Origin of the sequence: Devosia ureilytica (genome assembly GCF_024273195.1) — a bacterium.
Taxonomy (GTDB): domain Bacteria; phylum Pseudomonadota; class Alphaproteobacteria; order Rhizobiales; family Devosiaceae; genus Devosia; species Devosia ureilytica.
The window spans coordinates 469248-487052 of the sequence record NZ_JAMZCU010000002.1 but is presented as its reverse complement, the minus strand read 5'-3'; the positions used below and the strand labels follow the sequence as shown (position 1 = coordinate 487052).

The 17805-nt window shown below is 62.4% G+C and carries 20 protein-coding genes; 4 read left to right on the top strand and 16 right to left on the bottom strand.

Features of this window, described 5'->3' with window-relative positions:
• The first annotated feature begins 78 nt into the window (after window positions 1-78).
• Window positions 79-237 carry a hypothetical protein gene (locus NIM87_RS06445; protein WP_254673809.1) on the top strand — a complete coding sequence of 53 codons (159 nt, stop codon included), beginning with the start codon at window positions 79-81 and terminating at the stop codon, window positions 235-237.
• A 26-nt stretch (window positions 238-263) separates the two neighbouring features.
• Here NIM87_RS06445 and NIM87_RS06440 read toward each other — a convergent pair whose 3' ends face one another.
• A complete protein-coding gene (locus tag NIM87_RS06440) occupies window positions 264-1232 on the bottom strand; it encodes a GlxA family transcriptional regulator (protein WP_254673808.1) in 969 nt (322 codons plus the stop codon).
• A gap of 115 nt (window positions 1233-1347) precedes the next feature.
• On the opposite strand from NIM87_RS06440, the gene NIM87_RS06435 reads away from it, so the two are divergent.
• Entirely contained in the window at window positions 1348-2151 is an 804-nt protein-coding gene (locus NIM87_RS06435) for an alpha/beta hydrolase (protein WP_254673807.1), read from the top strand.
• A gap of 42 nt (window positions 2152-2193) precedes the next feature.
• On the opposite strand, the gene NIM87_RS06430 is transcribed toward NIM87_RS06435, so the two are convergent.
• Window positions 2194-3135, bottom strand: a complete 942-nt coding sequence (locus NIM87_RS06430) for an SH3 domain-containing protein (RefSeq protein WP_254673806.1) — start codon at window positions 3133-3135, stop codon at window positions 2194-2196.
• A 180-nt stretch (window positions 3136-3315) separates the two neighbouring features.
• Window positions 3316-3852 carry a translation initiation factor IF-3 gene (gene infC / locus NIM87_RS06425; RefSeq protein ID WP_254674082.1) on the bottom strand — a complete coding sequence of 179 codons (537 nt, stop codon included), beginning with the start codon at window positions 3850-3852 and terminating at the stop codon, window positions 3316-3318.
• Window positions 3853-4006: 154 nt separating this feature from the next.
• Between infC and NIM87_RS06420 the strand changes: the two genes are divergently transcribed.
• Window positions 4007-4768 (top strand): alpha/beta hydrolase, encoded by a 762-nt coding sequence (locus NIM87_RS06420; protein ID WP_254673805.1) that lies wholly within the window; start codon window positions 4007-4009, stop codon window positions 4766-4768.
• Here NIM87_RS06420 and NIM87_RS06415 read toward each other — a convergent pair.
• The 4 genes from NIM87_RS06415 to NIM87_RS06400 are packed head-to-tail and all read right to left on the bottom strand — an operon-like array spanning window position 4765 to window position 8103.
• Window positions 4765-5418, bottom strand: coding sequence for a GNAT family N-acetyltransferase (locus tag NIM87_RS06415; protein WP_254673804.1), 654 nt, complete (start codon window positions 5416-5418; stop codon window positions 4765-4767). The two genes, NIM87_RS06420 and NIM87_RS06415, sit on opposite strands and share 4 nt — an antisense overlap.
• Window positions 5415-6281, bottom strand: a complete 867-nt coding sequence (locus tag NIM87_RS06410; RefSeq protein ID WP_254673803.1) for an SDR family oxidoreductase — start codon at window positions 6279-6281, stop codon at window positions 5415-5417. Before NIM87_RS06410 ends, NIM87_RS06415 begins: the two co-directional genes overlap by 4 nt.
• Complete coding sequence (gene queG, locus NIM87_RS06405; protein WP_254673802.1) at window positions 6281-7408, bottom strand: tRNA epoxyqueuosine(34) reductase QueG; 1128 nt, start codon at window positions 7406-7408, stop codon at window positions 6281-6283. Before queG ends, NIM87_RS06410 begins: the two co-directional genes overlap by 1 nt.
• A gap of 14 nt (window positions 7409-7422) precedes the next feature.
• Window positions 7423-8103, bottom strand: coding sequence for a glutathione S-transferase family protein (locus NIM87_RS06400; protein WP_254673801.1), 681 nt, complete (start codon window positions 8101-8103; stop codon window positions 7423-7425).
• Between the two features lie 117 nt (window positions 8104-8220).
• On the opposite strand from NIM87_RS06400, the gene NIM87_RS06395 reads away from it, so the two are divergent.
• Window positions 8221-9033, top strand: coding sequence for an undecaprenyl-diphosphate phosphatase (locus NIM87_RS06395; protein ID WP_254673800.1), 813 nt, complete (start codon window positions 8221-8223; stop codon window positions 9031-9033).
• A gap of 6 nt (window positions 9034-9039) precedes the next feature.
• Here the strand turns inward: NIM87_RS06395 and NIM87_RS06390 are convergent, their stop codons facing one another.
• The 9 genes from NIM87_RS06390 to NIM87_RS06350 form a co-directional block, all read right to left on the bottom strand.
• Window positions 9040-9309: a BrnA antitoxin family protein gene (locus tag NIM87_RS06390; protein WP_254673799.1), complete on the bottom strand. Its 270-nt coding sequence runs from the start codon at window positions 9307-9309 to the stop codon at window positions 9040-9042.
• Window positions 9293-9577 (bottom strand): BrnT family toxin, encoded by a 285-nt coding sequence (locus NIM87_RS06385; RefSeq protein WP_254674081.1) that lies wholly within the window; start codon window positions 9575-9577, stop codon window positions 9293-9295. The genes NIM87_RS06390 and NIM87_RS06385 overlap by 17 nt, the downstream gene beginning before the upstream one ends.
• A gap of 17 nt (window positions 9578-9594) precedes the next feature.
• Entirely contained in the window at window positions 9595-10224 is a 630-nt protein-coding gene (locus NIM87_RS06380) for a LolA family protein (RefSeq protein WP_254673798.1), read from the bottom strand.
• A gap of 131 nt (window positions 10225-10355) precedes the next feature.
• On the bottom strand, window positions 10356-10754 hold the full coding sequence (locus tag NIM87_RS06375) for a hypothetical protein (RefSeq protein ID WP_254673797.1): 399 nt from the start codon (window positions 10752-10754) through the stop codon (window positions 10356-10358).
• 36 nt (window positions 10755-10790) lie between these two features.
• Window positions 10791-11339 carry an ATP-dependent Clp protease proteolytic subunit gene (locus NIM87_RS06370; RefSeq protein WP_254673796.1) on the bottom strand — a complete coding sequence of 183 codons (549 nt, stop codon included), beginning with the start codon at window positions 11337-11339 and terminating at the stop codon, window positions 10791-10793.
• A 138-nt stretch (window positions 11340-11477) separates the two neighbouring features.
• Window positions 11478-14183 carry a DNA translocase FtsK gene (locus NIM87_RS06365; protein ID WP_254673795.1) on the bottom strand — a complete coding sequence of 902 codons (2706 nt, stop codon included), beginning with the start codon at window positions 14181-14183 and terminating at the stop codon, window positions 11478-11480.
• Window positions 14184-14356: 173 nt separating this feature from the next.
• Entirely contained in the window at window positions 14357-15715 is a 1359-nt protein-coding gene (locus tag NIM87_RS06360) for an ammonium transporter (RefSeq protein ID WP_254673794.1), read from the bottom strand.
• 20 nt (window positions 15716-15735) lie between these two features.
• Window positions 15736-16074 (bottom strand): P-II family nitrogen regulator, encoded by a 339-nt coding sequence (locus NIM87_RS06355; protein WP_254673793.1) that lies wholly within the window; start codon window positions 16072-16074, stop codon window positions 15736-15738.
• 326 nt (window positions 16075-16400) lie between these two features.
• Window positions 16401-17780, bottom strand: a complete 1380-nt coding sequence (locus tag NIM87_RS06350; protein WP_254673792.1) for an ammonium transporter family protein — start codon at window positions 17778-17780, stop codon at window positions 16401-16403.
• Window positions 17781-17805: the final 25 nt, after the last annotated feature.

Genomic DNA, 17805 nt, shown 5'->3' with positions numbered 1-17805 from the left:
CCTGGCTGTCTACACCATGACCCGCGCGGATCTGGCAAAATTCCGCGCCACGCCGCATCCATCGTCAATCATGACGGCATGATCGCGTCGGCCACCAGTGACTTCTGCAGCCATCTGATTGTTGAAGCGGAATATGCCGAGGCAGCCGCTGCGCTCTTTGCCGACCATCCGCATATCAGCACCTTCCCCGGCGATGGCGTCAACATCATGCCCTTTCTTACGGGGCCAGATATCTAGGGTTTACGGGCCCCGGGCCCCCCGCTTCATGCACTCGCCGTGCTGAAGCGTTCGCGATAGGCACTTGCGGACAGTCCAGTCACCTTCTGGAACACCCGCCGGAAGGCCGAGGGGTCCTTGTAGCCAACGTTGAAGGCGATGCGCTCGACCGAGTCCCGGCTGAATTCGAGCTTTTCCCGTGCGTGCCCAATGCGGAGGGCCTGCACATATTCGGTGGGCTTAAGGCCCGTCGCCTTCTGGAAGCGCCGCAAAAATGTCCGTTGCTCCAACCCGGCCCGCCCCGCTAGGGCTGACACGTTGATCTCCTCGCCACTATGGGCCTGCAGCCAGTGCTGCACCTTGAGCACCGATGTATCGCCATGGGTCAGACGCGGCGCGAAGGTTGAGTAATGGCGCTGCTCACGCCCGGCGGGATCGACCAGCAGGAATTTTGCTGCCTCCGCCATCACCGTTGGTCCCAGAACCCGGTGGATCAGCCGCAATCCGAGATCGGTCCAGGCCAGCATGCCGCCGGCGGTGATGATGTCGCCATCCTCGACCACGATATCGCTGGGCGTCACTGACACGTCTGGAAACATGGCCTGGAAGGCATCTGCATAAAGCCAGTGCGTGGTGGCTCGCCGCCCATCGAGCAGGCCTGAATGACCCAGCATGAAGGCGCCGCCACAGACGGAGGCCAAAGTGGTCCCATGCGCGTGCTGCGCAATGAGCCAGGGCACGAAGTCTGCCACGTCGTCAGCCGTCAGTGGATCGGCAAGCCGCCCGGGGATCACCACATAATCAGGCGCGCCGTCGCCAGGCTGGCTGTCGAACACCCGGGCGAGGCCGCTTTCGCCATGCCGCCAATGGGTGGTGCGGATGCGCACCGGTCCACCATGCTGGTCGGCATATTGGTTGGCCACCTCGAAGGCGTCGGTGAGGCCATGGACCGAGGCCATGGCGCAGCCGGGGTAAATCAATAGTCCAATCTCGGTATAGCGAATGGGCTGAGCCATCTTTGTCACTTCCGGACCTGACAATGTCACTTGCAGCAATCGTCGTCTGCATGGGTCGATCCTATTCTTATCCCATCAAGACGAACAAGGGTTCGTCGAGCAAAGGAGATATGACATGACCAAGACCATCGTTCTCGTTCACGGCGCCTGGCTCAACAGCCTCTCGTTCGAACATGTAAAGGCCCGCTACGAAGCCCAGGGCTATACTGTAATCGTCCCCAACTGGCCGTTTGATGACCGCAGCCCCGCCCAATTGCGCGCCAATCCCAATCCGGCCCTGGCCAAGTCCGGCCAGCGCGACATCATCGCTCACTATGAGAAGATCATCCGGGCCCTGCCCGAACAGCCCATCCTCATCGGCCATTCGGCCGGCGGTGTCTTCGTGCAGCATCTGCTCGAACGTGGCCTGGGTGTTGCTGGGGTCGCCGTCAATCCGGCCCCGACTCCCGGCGTGCCGCTCGGTCCCCAGGCCATCATCTCGGCCCTGCCGGTCCTTGGCGATCTCTTCAGCCGCGGAAAGATCAAGCACATGTCGCCAAAGTTCTTCCGCACCCGCTTTGCCCAGACCATTCCGGCCGATCTCGTGGATGCTGAATATGAGCGCTATGTCGTGCCCACCGCCGGCCGCGTCTATTGGGATGGGATCATCAACCCCATCAAGATCGACTTCGCCGGCCAGACCCGCGCCCCGCTCCTCCTTATCGGCGGCGGCAAGGATCTTATTGCCGATGCCTCGATGACAAAGGCGATCTTCAGCAAGCAGAAGAAGGCCAAGGCCGTCACCGCGCTCAAGATCTTTGAAGACCGCTCGCATTGGACGCTGGGCGATGCCGGTTGGGAAGAAGTGGCCGACTATGCCCTCAACTGGGCCGTCGAAAACGCCATCGGCAAGGTGGTCGATTTCAAGTCCGTCGCCTGAACCGACGCAAATCGCAATACAAGGCGGGCCTTCGGGTCCGCCCTATCGTATGTCGGCTGGTCTCAAATAGCTGCTATGAACCCAGCCGGTTCTACCATCCTGAAGCAGGATTGCGTACCAGCCCCCAGAAACACCGGTTTGAACCACGACCGTCCCGCGCTCGAGTTGCGCAATGACCTTGGCCTTGTTGGAAGGCCCCGTCCTGACATTAAGTGCCAAGGCTGTAACCACAGACGCTGGAGGTGGCGCAAATTGCTGGCTTGTGACGGGAGGCGGGACATGTTGCTGGCGTGCGGCGGGCAGTGGAGAATGGTCGGCATGTCCCGTCAAAGCACATCCGACAGGCAAAAGGAGCAAGGATAGGGCCGCCGCCCAGACCTGCCATGGCCGAAGCCGTGGTTTGGGAGGGTAATATCTCACAGGAGATGTCGTAATCGGCCGAGCACGCTCGGATACTGTGCCCACGGGTTGCCGAAGCAGCGGCTGCAAATCGTCCAGCAACGTCGCCATGCCTCGCTGCCTCAATGCGGCGCGCCAAAGTTTCTTGCGCACGCCCTCAGGCTCAAGGTGCTGGTATCGTCCACCAGAGAATTTTGGCCAATCGATTGCTAGGCCCATACGGACCATCTCGGCCCCCAAATCCCGCCCATCGGGCAGGAAGCATTGGGCGACAACACGATCATAGGACATTTCAGGCTTGATATGGGCCGTTATTGTCTGGTTCCTACAAAGCTCCACCAGTGCCCATTTGGATTGTTTGCCATAGGGATGATCGAGCTCTGGAGCATCAATCCCCGCAAGGCGAATGTGCGTCTTTTCAATAATGATTGTGTCACCATCAACAACCCAGCACTGTCCGCGCAAGACTTGCACGGACAGCTCAGCGTGAATTGAAGCCACGGCCACAACACGCATCTCACGTGGAATTGGAGGCGAATACATCGGCTCGCGATCATCCGGCGGGATCAACGGCGCGGCCAGCAAACAGTACAGCTCATGCCCCTCCCCCGGACCTGAATAGACTTGCAGTAATGGAAGCAACCTTACTGCAATTACAGGACGCGGAAAGGGTCAATTGGGACGGGCATACGAGTAATCGTCGTCGCCCAATACAAAAAAGCGGGCCAATCGGCCCGCTTTTTCAATTCCAATGCTCGTGTCGCCTTACTTTGGCGCCAGGACCATGACCATCTGCCGGCCTTCGGAGCGCGGCTGGCTTTCGACCTTGGCCACGGCCTCGGTCTGTTCACGAACCTTGAGCAATAGCTGCATGCCAAGGTCCTGGTGAGCCATTTCGCGGCCACGGAAGCGCATCGTCACCTTGACGCGGTCGCCTTCGTCCAGGAAGCGCTGCACGGCCTTCATCTTGGTCTCATAGTCGTGCGTGTCGATGTTGGGACGCATCTGCACTTCCTTGACCTCGATCACCTTCTGCTTCTTGCGCGCTTCGGCCGCCTTCTTCTGGGCAGCGTATTTGTAGCGCCCGAGATCGAGCATCTTGGCGACGGGGGGCTGTGAATTGGCGGCGATCAGGACCAGGTCAAGACCTTGCTCCTGCGCTTCGGCCAGTGCTTCACGGGTGCCGACAATGCCGCGGTTTTCACCGCTCGCATCGATGAGCTGGACGTCAGGGCTGGTGATATCCTCGTTGGCAAGCGGCCCATCCTTCTGGGGCGCAACGGGTCTCATGGGACGACGAATGGCAAGCGTTCCTTGTGTAGTTGGTAGGAGGGCTGAAAATCGGCCCTAAAATCGTGGTAGTGGCAGGCAAAGTCAACTGCCGTCACCACTGAATTTCAGGCTGTTGCGCAGGGGTACGCCCTGCGCCACCAAGATGAAAGCCCTTTCTGCGCTCATGAGTTCCCCAACCGCTTTTCAGATCACCGTCGGCACCGGCGCCCAAAGCCGCGAAATCGCCGTCGAGCAGCGTCCGGGCGGCGCGCCGGGGCTGTTCTGGCTCAACGGGTTTCGCTCGGTGATGAGTGGCGCCAAGGCCATGACCCTCGATGCAATGGGCGCGGAGCGCGGCTGGGCCGTCACTCGTTTTGACTATTCCGGCCATGGCGTTTCCGGCGGGGATTTCGACCATGGCACGATCAGCCGCTGGCTTGAGGAGGCCGAGGCGGTGCTGGCCACGACCAGCGGGCCGCAGATCGTATGCGGCTCGTCCATGGGCGGCTGGATTGCCCTGTTGCTGGCGCGGCTGCAATTGCACAAGGGCACGCCGCTCAAGGGGCTGGTGCTGATCGCGCCGGCCACTGACGCCACGGTGCGGATTGCGGCGCGGATGACGCCAGACCAGCAGCGCGACCTGGACACTCTGGGATATTACGAGCGTGACAGCGCCTATGGCGACGGGTTTTATCGCTATACGCGCGGTCTGATCGAGGACGGCGCCAATCACCTGCTGTTCGGCTCGGTGATCGAAACCGGTTGTCCGGTGCATATCCTGCAAGGCGGGCTGGACCCGGACGTGCCCCCCGCCCATGCGCAAAAGCTGTTGAGCCACATTCTGCACGATCCCGTCACCTATACGCTCATTCCCGATGGCGACCATCGGCTGAGCCGGGAAGAGGATCTGGAACGGCTGCGGGCGGCCGTGCTGGCTATGATTTAGCCACGGGTCGCGAGCCGGGACTTCTGCTGCCCGTCCGCGTCGAAATTGTCCGGCGCCAGCCAGCGCTGATACTCAGCCCGCAGGGCGGGCCATTCACTATCGAGCATCGAGAACCAGGCCGTGTCGCGACTTTCGCCCTTGAGGATCATGTCCTGGCGGAAGATGCCCTCGAAGGTGAAACCAAAGCGGGTCGCGGCGGCCTTGGAGGGTTCGTTGGCATTGTTGCACTTCCACTCGAAGCGCCGGTAGCCCAGATCGTCAAAGGCGTGACGGGCGAAGAGATAGAGCGCCTCGGTGGCGAGGCGGCTGCGCGCCATGGGCAAGCCCCAATAGACGCCGCCGATTTCGATCGAGCCGTGTTCGGGGCGGATGCGCATCCAGCTCTGCTGGCCCAGGGCCTTGCCGGTGGACTTGTCGATGATGGCCACCGAAAGGTCAGACCCGGCGTTGGCCGCCGTGATGCGCGCCTGCATGTCGTCCAGCGAAGTCGGCGCATTGGAAAACAGCCAGCGATAGCGCTCAGCGCCGCCCTCCATGGTCGAGACCGCAAGCAGATCGGCGGCATGGCCCGGCTCCAGCGGTTCAAGGCGGACGTAGGCGCCCTCAAGAGCAATGCGCTGCGGGGCGGATTTGGCGGGCTGGGGCGTCATTGTTCGCTTTCAAGAATTTGGGCGAGGCCGTCGCGATAGGTGGGATAGAGCAATTCCACACCCAGCGCCGATTTGATCGCCCGATTGGAGACGCGCTTGTTGTCGCGATAAAAACTGCGCTGCATCGGCGTCATTTCGGCGGTTTCAAACGGCAGGTCGGGCGGCATATCAACGCCGATCAGGCCAGCCGCATGGGCGATGACGTCCTGGGGCGGCGCCGGTTCGTCGTCGGAGAGGTTGAAGGTGCCGGCGAGCCGCCGTTCGGCCGCCAGCGCCGTCACCCGCGCGATGTCGCCGACATGAATACGGTTGAAGACCTGGCCGGGCTTGATCACCCGTCGCGCCGTGCCGGCCCGCAGCTTGTCAAAACTGGAGCGCCCGGGGCCGTAGATGCCGGCGAGGCGCAGAATGCAGAGCGGCACGCCGCGCCCGGCCGCATAGTCGCGCCAATCCTGTTCGGCCAGCACGCGCCGGTCCGAGCGCATGTTGCGCGGCACCAGCGGCGCGGTTTCATCGATCCAGTCGCCGTCAAAATCGCCATAGACGCCGACCGTCGAATAATAGCACAGCCATTCCAATGCGGGCGCCGCGTCGAGATCGGCACGGTGATGGCGCAGCACCGGATCGCCCATTTCGTCGGGCGCGATGGAGAGCACGACATGGGTGGCCCCGGTCAGCGCGGCGCTGACATCCGCGCCCGGCGCGGTGCCGTCGAACACGACCGCGTCCAGACCAATTGCCCGCAGCCGCGCGGCCTTTTCGGCCTCACGCACCGTACCGCCGACGCTGGCAAAACCATTGGCACGCATGGCCATGGCGCTTTGCTGGGACGAAAAGCCCAGTCCGAAAAAAAATGCCCGCATCACAACACTCCAGCCCATTCGTCGCGCACGGAGCTATCGCCTTCCCGCGCCTGGCTGTCCAGCCGCAAGCTTTCGGCCCGCGCCGGATCCAGCCGCCGCAGCGCCCAGATGGCAGCGCCGCGCACCAGCGGCGAGGGATCGGTCAGCCGGGCAATTACGGCCGGCACGAGAGATGGATCACCCGAATTGCCGATGCCGATCAGCACATTGCGCAGGAACCTTGCATGACCGATGCGCTTGACCGGCGAGCCGGCAAAGAGGGTTCGAAAACCTTCGTCGTCCAGTTGCACCAGGTCGGCCAGGTTGGGCCGCTCCAATTCGGGGCGGCTGCGCAGCCGTGCCTCGCGGCTGACCGAGGCGAACTTGTTCCACGGGCAGACGGCCAGGCAATCATCGCAACCGTAGATGCGATTGGCCATGGGGGCGCGGAATTCGCGCGGGATCGGGCCTTTGTGCTCGACCGAATAATAGGCAAGGCATTTGCGGGCATCGAGGCGAAACGGCGCCGGGAAGGCGTTTGTGGGGCAGATATCGAGGCATTTGGTGCAAGACCCGCAGCTTTCGGGATGTGCTCGGTCGGCCGGCAAGTCGGCACTGGTGAGGATGGCCCCCAGAAACAGCCAGGAACCGAAGTCGCGGCTGACCAGCACGCTATGCTTGCCCTGCCAGCCCAGCCCCGCCGCCTCGGCCAGCGGCTTTTCCATCAGCGGCGCGGTATCGACAAAGACCTTCACTTCGGCGCCGGACCGCCGGGCCAGAAGCCCCGCCAGTTCCTTCAGCCGTCCCTTGATGATGTCGTGATAATCGCGATTGCGCGCATAGGCCGAAATGATCCCGACGCCGGGCTCGGCCAGCAGCGCCATGGGGTCGGTTTGAGGACCGTAATTGACGCCCAGGAGGATCACCGAGCGAGCGTCGGCCCAGAGCTGGCGCGGATCGCCGCGTCGCGCCTCCGTGTCGGCCATCCAATCCATGTCGGCGTGCCAGCCTGCGGCCAACGCGAGCCTAAGCTTTTCGGGCAGGTCGGGGCGGGCATCGGCCGGCGCAATGCCAAAGGCGTCAAAGCCCAACGCCGCAGCGCGGGCCTTCAATTCGGCTATGAGCTTTTCAGTGCCGGCTTCAGCCATGCGGGCAGATAGGCCTAAAAATCGAGATCCGCATAGCCCTTGCTCGGCGGCATGGCGACGACGCGGTCGTTGAGCAGGGTGCGGAAGGCCGGGCGCGACTTGATGCGCGAATACCAGTCGCGCGTTTCGGCGGGCACCTTGGCCCAGTCGATGTCGCCCATATAGTCGAGTGTTGAAAAATGCGCGGCCAGGGCAAAATCGGCCAGCGTCATGTCGTCGCCGCCCACCCAGCTGCGGCTGGCCAACAACCAATTGAAATAGAGCATGTGCTCGACAAAATTGGCCTTTGCGGCCCGTAGCACCGACGGCTCGGGCGTAGCGCCGCGCAGGTCGCGCTTGGCGATCTTTTCCTCGATCAGGTAGCGGGTGACCTCGTCGTTGAGCTTGATCAGCGCCCATTCGACCAGCCGCCACATCTCGGCCCGCTGCATCGGGTCGGTCGGAAACAAGCCGCCGACGGTGTCAGGCGCGTAGAGATCTTCGACGGCGTGCATCGTTGCCATGAGGCCGACAATCGATTGCTCGTTGTCGGTAAACAGGATCGGCAGGGTGGCGGCCGGGTTGATGGCCAGCAAGGCCTCGTCGCGCAGCCACGGCTTGATCTCCTCCAGATCCAGCGGCACGCCATATTCTGCACACATCAGTCGGATGAGACGCGAGGCGGGATCGAGGGGATGGTGCACGAGGCTCGGCATATAGGACGCTCTGAAATGTTACGGACCTGCCCTGCCCGACCCCGCCTTGGCGCCTTTGGCGAACACGGCTAAGAGGTTTGGACGAATACGGCCCTTGGAAACGAGTTAGGGGAACAAATGAACGCCGATCAAGGTCTTTTTGTGCCCCTGATTCTGGGAATTCTCGAAGGGCTTACCGAATTCCTTCCGGTCAGCTCCACGGGGCACCTGCTGCTGGCCGGACATTTCCTCGGCCTGGCGCAACCGGCCGCCTTTATCGTGCTGATCCAGCTCGGCGCCATCCTGGCGGTGATCACCGTTTACTTTGCCAGGCTAGGCGTGCTTATCCGGGATGCGCTGAGCGGCAAGGCCTATGCCTGGCGCTTCGCGCTGGCCGTCATTCTTGCCTGTCTGCCGGCGGTGGTCGTGGGTGTACTGGCGCGCGATTTCATCCAGCAGATCCTTTATGAAACACCGCTGGTCATCTGCATTTCGCTGCTGGTGGGCGGCATCATCCTGCTCATCGTCGACCGCATGCCGAAAAATGTGCGCCATGACGACATCTATCAGTTTCCCTGGCATCTGGCGCTGATCGTGGGGCTGTTCCAGATGCTCAGCCTCATCCCGGGCGTGTCGCGCTCGGGTTCGACCGTTGTGGGCGCCATGCTGTTCGGGGCCAGCAAGCGCGCAGCCGCCGAATTCACCTTCTTCATCGCCCTGCCGATCATGGCCGGGGCCTTTGGCTATGACCTCTACAAGAGCCGCGACTTGATCGACATGAGCCTTGGGCTCAACATCGCCATCGGCTTTGCCGCCTCATTCGTGGTTGGCGCGCTGGTGGTCAAATACCTGCTCGACTTCGTCTCGCGGCACGGTTTTGCCCCCTTCGCCTGGTGGCGCATCGTGGTGGGCGGCGCAGGGCTGATCGCCATATTGGCCTTCGGGCTCTGAGGCCGGCTATCTCTTGCTGTCGAGCTTTTCTGCCAGCCAGGTCTTGATCAGCGACTGGTAAGGCACGTCGCGCTTGTTCGCCGCAACCTTGATCTGCTCGAGCAAGCTGTTGGGCAGGCGGAGCGATATGGCGGTGGACGAGGGCTTGAGATGGGGAAGACGCACCCGCTCGGCCTTGCTCCAGTCAAGACGATCGACCGAGTCCTGGCTTTCCCAATAGGCGCGCTCTTCGGCTTCCGAGGTGAATTGCGGCAACGGCTTAGCGGTCTTGGTCATAGTAACTCCGCTCCCTGCGGCTCATGTCCCTCGCCGAAATCACGCGCAGCCTAGTGTGCTCATCCCGCAGGGTGAAGGTGATGTGCAGCATGCGGCTACCGTCAGTTCGGCCCAGCGCATGAAACCTAATTTCGAGTTCACAATGGACCGGGTCGGGCAAGGTGAGCAGCGGCTCATTGAAGAACACCTGCTCCGCCTCCGACTGAGAGACACCATGCTTGTCCGCGCTTTTGCGGGCGTTGCCCTCGTCCCAATCAAACCCGACTATGCAGGTCTATTCAGCAATTAGCGCGGCGGTTCCTTGCCTGAATAGGTGGCGGGGAAAGTGAAGAAATTGGGTGGGATCTCCACGTCTTTCTGCACATCATAGAGCGAGAAGGTCAGCTCCGATCCGTTCGGTTCGACCAGGGTCCACTGCGCCAGGTCCTTGGTTTCGGAGTCAAAGATCAGCGACACCTGCACTGTGCCGGCCACGGTATTGTCGATCACGGTTATGCTGACATAGCCATCGGTGGTGGTGATATCGACCACATTGGCGTTGAGCAGGTCGATCTGTTCGCCCAGGAACTGGCGGAGCGGGATCGAATCCTGCGGATAGGCGTAATAGGTCTCTTCGCGCCGGTCGATCACATAGAAGCCGCGGCCAATGGAGACGATTTCCTCGCGGCTGGGCGGGGCGTAGCGGAAGGCAATCTTGTTGGGGCGCTCGAGAAAGAACGTCCCTTCGGTCCGGCCACCCTGGCTATCGATCTGCAGAAAACGTCCCACCATCGTGCGAATGGCCGAATTGTGGGCGTTGATCTCGCTGATCAATTGCTGCTCTTCGGGCGTCACTGCGCGGCTCTGGGCCAGCGTGGGCAAAGCGGGCGAAAGGGCGGCGGCAAGGCCGAGCATCAAGGCGGTGCGGCGAATCATCGGCTGGATTTCCTCGCGGGATATTTGGTTGAACCTAACCTAGCCAGCAATTGCGGCAACAGGTGGAAAGTTCCCAGGTGCATTGGGGTGCAGCATCAAGCCGGTCTTGCGATCACTTTTCCATCCAGTCATCACTTTTGCGGAACGGAGGAGAATCCTGCCCATTTCTTCCGATACCGAGCAATCGGGCTCGGCAAACGGAGGAGACTGCTATGCAGGACCGTGACAACAATCAGAACAACCAGAACAACCAGAACAACCGCGATTCCCAGACCGACAAGAACCGCCAGGGCGGCATGGGCGGCCAGCAAAGCGGCCAGAACCAGCAGGGTCAGCAGGGGGGTCAGCAGAACCAGCAGAACGACCGCCAGCGCGATGACGAGTTCAATCGCCAGGGCAATCAGGGTGGTCAGCAGTCCGGCCAGCATCAGCAAGGCCAGCAGGGCGGTGATCTCCGCCGTGATCAGTCCGACAATAACCGGAACAATCAGAACCGCTAAAGCGGCACAACAAGCGGCGGGCAGCGTCACCCGCCGTCCGAGGAGGAATTATTGGACGAATCCCGCCTAGATCTGAACGATCTGATGCCCCTTTGGCAGCGAGAACTCGCGCACGGCATCGACAAAGCCGTAGTCGCGGGCCTGCGCGGGGGCAATGTGCACCTCACTGTGACGACGCCTCGCGAGAATATCAGCCGGAATGCGGCTCCGCTCACGCAGGATATCGTCCGTGCGATCATCATCGGCCAGTGCCGCGTCAAGCGTTGATTGCAACCGCCGCGCGCTCATTCCGTCCGAGTGTCCCATTGTCGTGGGATGGATCATGAACATGGCATGCGTCGAGCAATAGCGTTCCTGCGCCGCCAGAAACACCGAGACGGCAATCGAGCCGACCGATCCGGTATTGTAGATCACCAGGTGTAGCGGCAATGCTCTGATGTGATTGTAGAGATAGACGCCATCGGCCACATAGCCGCCGTTGGAACTGAAGGCGAGATGCACGCGCTCGACGCCTTCATTCACTGCTGAATTCAGCGCTCCGGCCAACCGGCTGACCCCGCTGGGCTCGATTGGGCCGGTAAAGCCGAAATAGGCCACTGCCTCAGATGCGATCATGCTTGCCTCCTCAGACAGGCAAACGACCCAAGCGCAAAATGGATGCCCTGGGCTCAAGAAAGCCCCTTGCCGAATGGGCGAGACCAGCAGGCATTTCGGCCAGCCCTGAGGTGGCCGGAACGCTCTTTGAACCTGCGATCAATAGCCGTCGGCGTTGTTGCCGACGAGGATTTCGCGTTTGCCGGCATGGTTGGCGGGGGAGATGACCCCTTCGCGTTCCATGCGCTCGATCAGGGTCGCGGCCTTGTTGTAGCCAATGGCCAGACGCCGCTGGATATAGGAGGTGGAGGCCTTCTTGTCGGTCATGACGATATGGACGGCCTTGTCGTAGAGTTCGTCGCCCGAGCCGGCATAGCCATCATCGCCCGCGCCCGCACCGTCCTCGCCATAGCCACCCTCTTCGTCGTCCTCGGTGATGTTGTCGAGATAGTCCGGCGCACCCTGGCTCTTGAGATGGGCCACAACGGCTTCGACTTCGGCATCGGACACGAAGGCGCCGTGCAGGCGCTTGGTGCGGCCGCCCGAGGCCATGTAGAGCATGTCGCCATTGCCCAGGAGCTGTTCGGCCCCCTGCTCACCCAGAATGGTTCGGCTGTCGATCTTGGATGTCACCATGAAGGAGATGCGGGTCGGGAAATTGGCCTTGATGGTGCCGGTGATAACGTCAACCGATGGGCGCTGGGTGGCGGTGACGATATGGATGCCGGCGGCGCGGGCCATCTGCGCCAGGCGCTGGATGGCGCCTTCGATGTCCTTGCCCGCGACCATCATCAGGTCGGCCATTTCGTCCACGATCACCACGATATAGGGCAAGGGCTCGAGATCGAATTCCTCGCTCTCAAAGATCGCCTCGCCGGTTTCGCGGTCAAAGCCGGTCTGCACCGTGCGGGTGATGGTCTTGCCTTCCTTGGCCGCTTCGGTGACGCGCTGGTTGAAGCCATCGATGTTGCGCACACCGATCTTGCTCATCTTGCGATAGCGGTCTTCCATCTCGCGCACCGCCCATTTGAGGGCGACGACGGCCTTTTGCGGATCGGTGACGACCGGGGTCAGCAGATGCGGAATGCCGTCATAGATCGAGAGCTCGAGCATCTTGGGGTCGATCATGATCATACGGCACTGCTCGGGCGTCATCTGGTAGAGCAGCGAGAGAATGAAGGTATTGATACCCACCGACTTGCCCGAGCCGGTCGTGCCGGCGATGAGCAGGTGGGGCATGCGCGCCAGGTCGGCAATCACGGGCTCGCCGCCAATGGTTTTGCCGAGGCAAATGGGCAGCTTGCCCTTCATCTTCTCAAAATCGGACGAGGCCAGCATTTCGCGGAAGAACACGGTCTCGCGCTGCTGGTTGGGCAGTTCGATGCCGATGGCATTGCGGCCCGGCACCACGGCAACGCGAGCGGAAATGGCGCTCATCGAGCGGGCAATGTCGTCGGCCAGCGAAATAACCCGGCTCGACTTGATGCCCGGCGCGGGCTCGAGTTCGAACAGGGTCACCACCGGGCCGGGGCGGACATTGATGATGTCGCCCTTAACGCCGAAATCCTGCAGCACCGCCTCGAGCTGTCGGGCCATGGCCTCGAGCCGTTCGGGCGCATGCTCTGGCGAAGGGCCGGAACGGCGCGGTTCGGCCAGAAGGCTCAGTTCAGGCAATTCAAAGCCGCTCGGCTCGTCGAGCAGAGACCCCTGCGCTTCGCGGAAGGAACGCTGGCCCTGAGCTGGGCGCGGGGCCGGGGCGGTAACGCGCGGCGCGGCCGGATCGACCGGGTGGAAGCGCGAATCGCCGCGCTGGGTGCGGGCAGGCACCGGCGCTTCGGGCACGAAGGGAATGTCGTCCTCGGGCTCGTCGGGATAGTCGACGGCGGTGTCGTCATAGGCAGGCTGCGCCATGATGCGGGCGGACGGCTCGAAATTGGGCTCGAAGCTCGGCTCGACATGATGGGCGGGCGCATGGATGCGCCGCTGGACGCTGGGCGCCGGCTCGGGCTGCACGGGGGGGGCGCGATGTCCGTCCATCGCGGGTTCGGTGTCGTGGCCGTAGTCCGGCAGGTCCTGGGCAGCGCGGCGTGCGGCCTGCTCGGCCTTGGCGCGGCGGAAGGCGGTGCGCAGCGAATAGCCCATGTGGACGACGGCGCCCATGGCCACTTCGACAATCGGGTTGGGCTCGCGCCCTTCGGCCTCTGCAGCCATGCGAGCGGCCGAATTTTTTTGCGGCTTGGCCGGGATGGTCGTGCCCAGGCCCATGGCGATCCAGAACAGGGCCAGCGCGGGCGCGGCAAGAATGATGGCAAAAAGCGAGGAGGTGACCGGCTGCGGGTCGGACCCGGCGATCAGGCCCGCGAGATTGGTGAACATCATGCCCGAAAGGCCACCCAGGCCCGTGGGCAGGGGCCAGGTCGCAGGCATGGCAACAAAGGAAAAGACGCCCGAGAACAGCACGGTCGCGCCCACCCAGGCGAGCAGGCGCAGGCCGGCGCGGCTGACGATGTGACGGCGCGCCATGGCCCAGCCCCAGAGCGCCAGCGGCACGACCATGACCAGGCCCGCCAGACCGAGGAACTGGAACACGAGGTCGGCGATCACCGCACCAGGATAGCCCAACCAATTGGCAGCGGCCTTGCTGGTGGCCAGTGACAGGGAGGGATCATCGACCGACCAGGAGGCGAGCGCGGCCAGAATCAGGGCGCACAGGCCCAGAATCAGCAGCCCGGCGACGCGCAACGGAATGCGAATGGCAATCGCCGGCGGCGGCATGGGCGCGGATGCGGAACGCCCGGAATTGCGGGGTGCGCGGGCTGGCAGGGTGCGAACTTCGTCGAGCGTGGGAACGGGATGGCTGGGCATGGATACGCGTTACTCGTTGCCGACCCGCAAACCATCAGAGTGGGCCGTAATGGCGTCATGCTAGCCTTGTGTGGTTAATCGCGTGCTAACCATCGGCTTTTGCCTGCCTGTCTGGCGCCAAAAAGAAAGGGCGGCGCCGTGGCGCCGCCCCAGGATTGGCCGATGAAGCCAGATCAGTTGTAGGCGCGCTCGCCATGGGTCGACAGATCGAGACCATCGCTTTCGGCGGCTTCGGCCACCTTGGCGCCCCCGAACAGGGCCTTGACGATCAACATGGCGATCAGCGCCACGACACCCGACCAGACGATGGCCACGATAACGCTGGTGAGCTGCACCATGAACTGGCCGCCCATGTCATAGCCATCGAGCGGATAGCCGCCGAAGGAGGGGTTGGCGACAATGGCCGTACCCAGGGCGCCGACAATGCCGCCAACGCCATGGATGCCGAAGACGTCAAGGCTGTCGTCGTATTTGAGCATGGGCTTGAGATTGACCACCGCCCAGAGGCAGACCACGCCGGCAATGGCACCGAGCACGATGGCGCCACCGACGCCGGAGAAGCCGGCAGCCGGGGTGATGGCAACCAGACCGGCAACAGCGCCGGACACGGCACCAAGGGCCGAGGCATGGCCACGGGTGATCTTTTCGCCCAATGCCCAGGCAAGAGCGCCAGCGGCGGGAGCCAGGACAGTGTTCATCAGCGCCACGGCGGTGAGCGCATTGGCTTCAAGGTTCGAGCCGGCATTGAAGCCGAACCAGCCGAACCAGAGGAGGCCAGCGCCGACATAGGTCAGCACCAGATTGTGGGGCGGGATCGGCTCCTTCATATAGCCCATGCGTGGCCCGAGAACGAGCGCGGCCACCAGTGCGGCGACACCGGAATTGATGTGCACGACCGTGCCACCGGCAAAGTCATAAGCGCCCATGCCGAACAGCAGGCCCGGACCCGACCAGACCATATGGGCCATGGGGATGTAGGAGAAGGTGAACCAGATGGCCAGGAACGCCATCAGCGCGCCGAACTTCATGCGCTCGGCAATGCCGCCCACGATCAGGGTCGAGGTGATGCAGGCGAAGGTGAGCTGGAAGACCACAAAAACCATTTCGGGCAGCTCGAAGCCGGCCGAGAAGGTTGCGGCGGTGGATTCGAGCGTCACGCCGGACAGGAAGAATTTGGAGAAGTCACCGACAAAGGCCGACAGACCGCCCTCGGTCGGGCCGGCAAAGGCCAGCGAATAGCCATAGGCCACCCAGAGAATGGCGATCATCGAGAAGCCGAGGAACACCTGGGTGAGGACGCTCAGGATGTTCTTGGCGCGCACGAGACCGCCATAGAACAGGGCAAGGCCAGGAATGGTCATGACGATGACAACCATGGTCGAGACCAGCATCCAGGCGACGTCACCCTTGTCGACGACTGCAGCGGCGGCCTCGGCCGCTGGCGCGGCGTCCTGCGCGAAGACGGGCAGTGCCGCCAGAAGGGAGGCCAATGCAGCGCCCCCCAGGACCTTGGATAGTTTCATTGAAGTCATCTCCAAATATGGGAAGCGGATCACAGCGCCGAAGCGCCGGTTTCACCGGTGCGGATACGGGTAACGGCGAGCAGGTCGAGCACGAAAATCTTGCCATCGCCGATCCGACCGGTCTGGGCCGCGTCGCGGATGGCGGTGCTGACCTGGTCGGCAATGCCATCATCCACGGCAATCTCGACCTTGAGCTTGGGTAGAAAATGCACCGCATACTCGGTGCCGCGGTAAATTTCGGAATGGCCCTTCTGCCGGCCATAGCCTTTCACCTCGGTCACGGTCATGCCGTGCACATCGAGCGAATTGAGTGCTTGTCGAACTTCTTCAAGCCGCGATGGCTTGATAATGGCAATCACCAGTTTCATCTGACCCCCTGGACGCCGTGACGGCGGTGCTGGAACGGTCACACAACAGTCAAACTGCGTGCCAAAAGGGCGGAGCGAAAATTGACCAACGTTTACAAACGCTTAAACGGCCGCATCGCAAGCAGACTCTAAATTGGGCAGAGTGATGCACAATTTTAGTGCAAAATCTGCCAACCCTGCTCACGAATTAAGCATCTTGCCAGGGGTGTGCAGTCCGCGCAGTTTGCGAGTGGGAAGCCTCTGTGGCGGGCCAAGAGGAACGCGGGCTGCACGCCGCTGGCAAGCGGCGGCCGGCCGGACCCAAAGGCCCGGCCAGCCAGAGCGAATTACCTGAACTCAGGATAGGCTTCGATACCGATCTCGGCCTTGTCCAGACCAAGGTCTTCGTCCTCGGCGGTTGGCCTGAGGCCAATGGTCGCCTTGAGGATGAACCAGATCACGAAGCTGACCACGAAGGTGAAGACACCCACGATGGCAATCGAGATCAGCTGACCGCCAAGGGTGGCGTCCGAGTTGGTGAAGATCACGGCGATGGTGCCCCAGATACCGGCAAGCAAATGGACCGGGATGGCGCCGACGACGTCGTCGATCTTGAGCTTGTCGAGCATGGGCACGGCAAACACCACGATCACGCCACCAACGGCACCGATCAGGGTGGCAGCGCCAAGGCCCGGGGTCAGCGGCTCGGCAGTGATCGAGACGAGGCCGGCCAGGGCACCGTTGATCACGAAGGTCAGGTCGAACTTCTTGTAGATGGCACCCGAGAGGATGAGGGCGGCCAGGGCGCCACCAACGGCACCGGCATTGGTATTGGCCATGATGCGACCAACATCGGCCACGTCACCCACCGAGCCCATGGCGAGCTGGGAAGCGCCGTTGAAGCCGAACCAACCGAGCCACAGGATGAACATGCCCAGGGTTGCCAGCGGCATGGAAGAGCCCGGCATGGCATTGACCGAACCATCGGCGTTGAACTTGCCCCTGCGCGCGCCGAGGAGGATGGCGCCGGCCAGAGCCGCCCAGCCGCCAACGGAGTGCACAACGGTGGAGCCAGCAAAGTCGAGGAAGCCGAACTGGGTGTCGAGGAAACCGCCGCCCCACTTCCAGGAACCGGCGATGGGGTAGATGAGACCCGTCAGAAGGACCGTAAAGATCAGGAAGGGTACCAGCTTGATGCGTTCAGCCAGCGTGCCCGACACAATCGAGGCGGCGGTGGCGCAGAACATCACCTGGAAGAAGAAGTCCGAGCTGGTGGCAGCATAGGAGAAGTCATCGGCGGTGTCGGCGGTGATGCCAACGGCTTCCAGCACGGCAATGCTGATAGCACCCAGGTAACCACCGGTCTCATCGGCGCCCATCAGCCAATTGCCCAGCGGATACATGAGATTGTAGCCGATGACATAGTACATGATGCAGGCGACCCCGAAGAGCGAGATGTTCTTCAGGAGCTGCATGGACACATTTTTGGTGCGGACCATGCCCGCCTCGACCATGGCAAAGCCGGCGGCCATGAAGAACACCAGAATGCCGCCAATGATCATCAGCAGCGAATTGAGGATGAACACCACGTCGGCGGAAACGCCTTCACTGACGGTTGCAGCGGCTTCAGCCGGAGTCGCGTCCTGCGCCAGGGCAGGCAGAGCGAGCAGAAGCGAGGCCAGTGCCACGCCGCCCGCAATCTTTAGGGGAGTCTTGAACCCTGTCATTGTTTTAGTTCTCCTGATTTCGGGG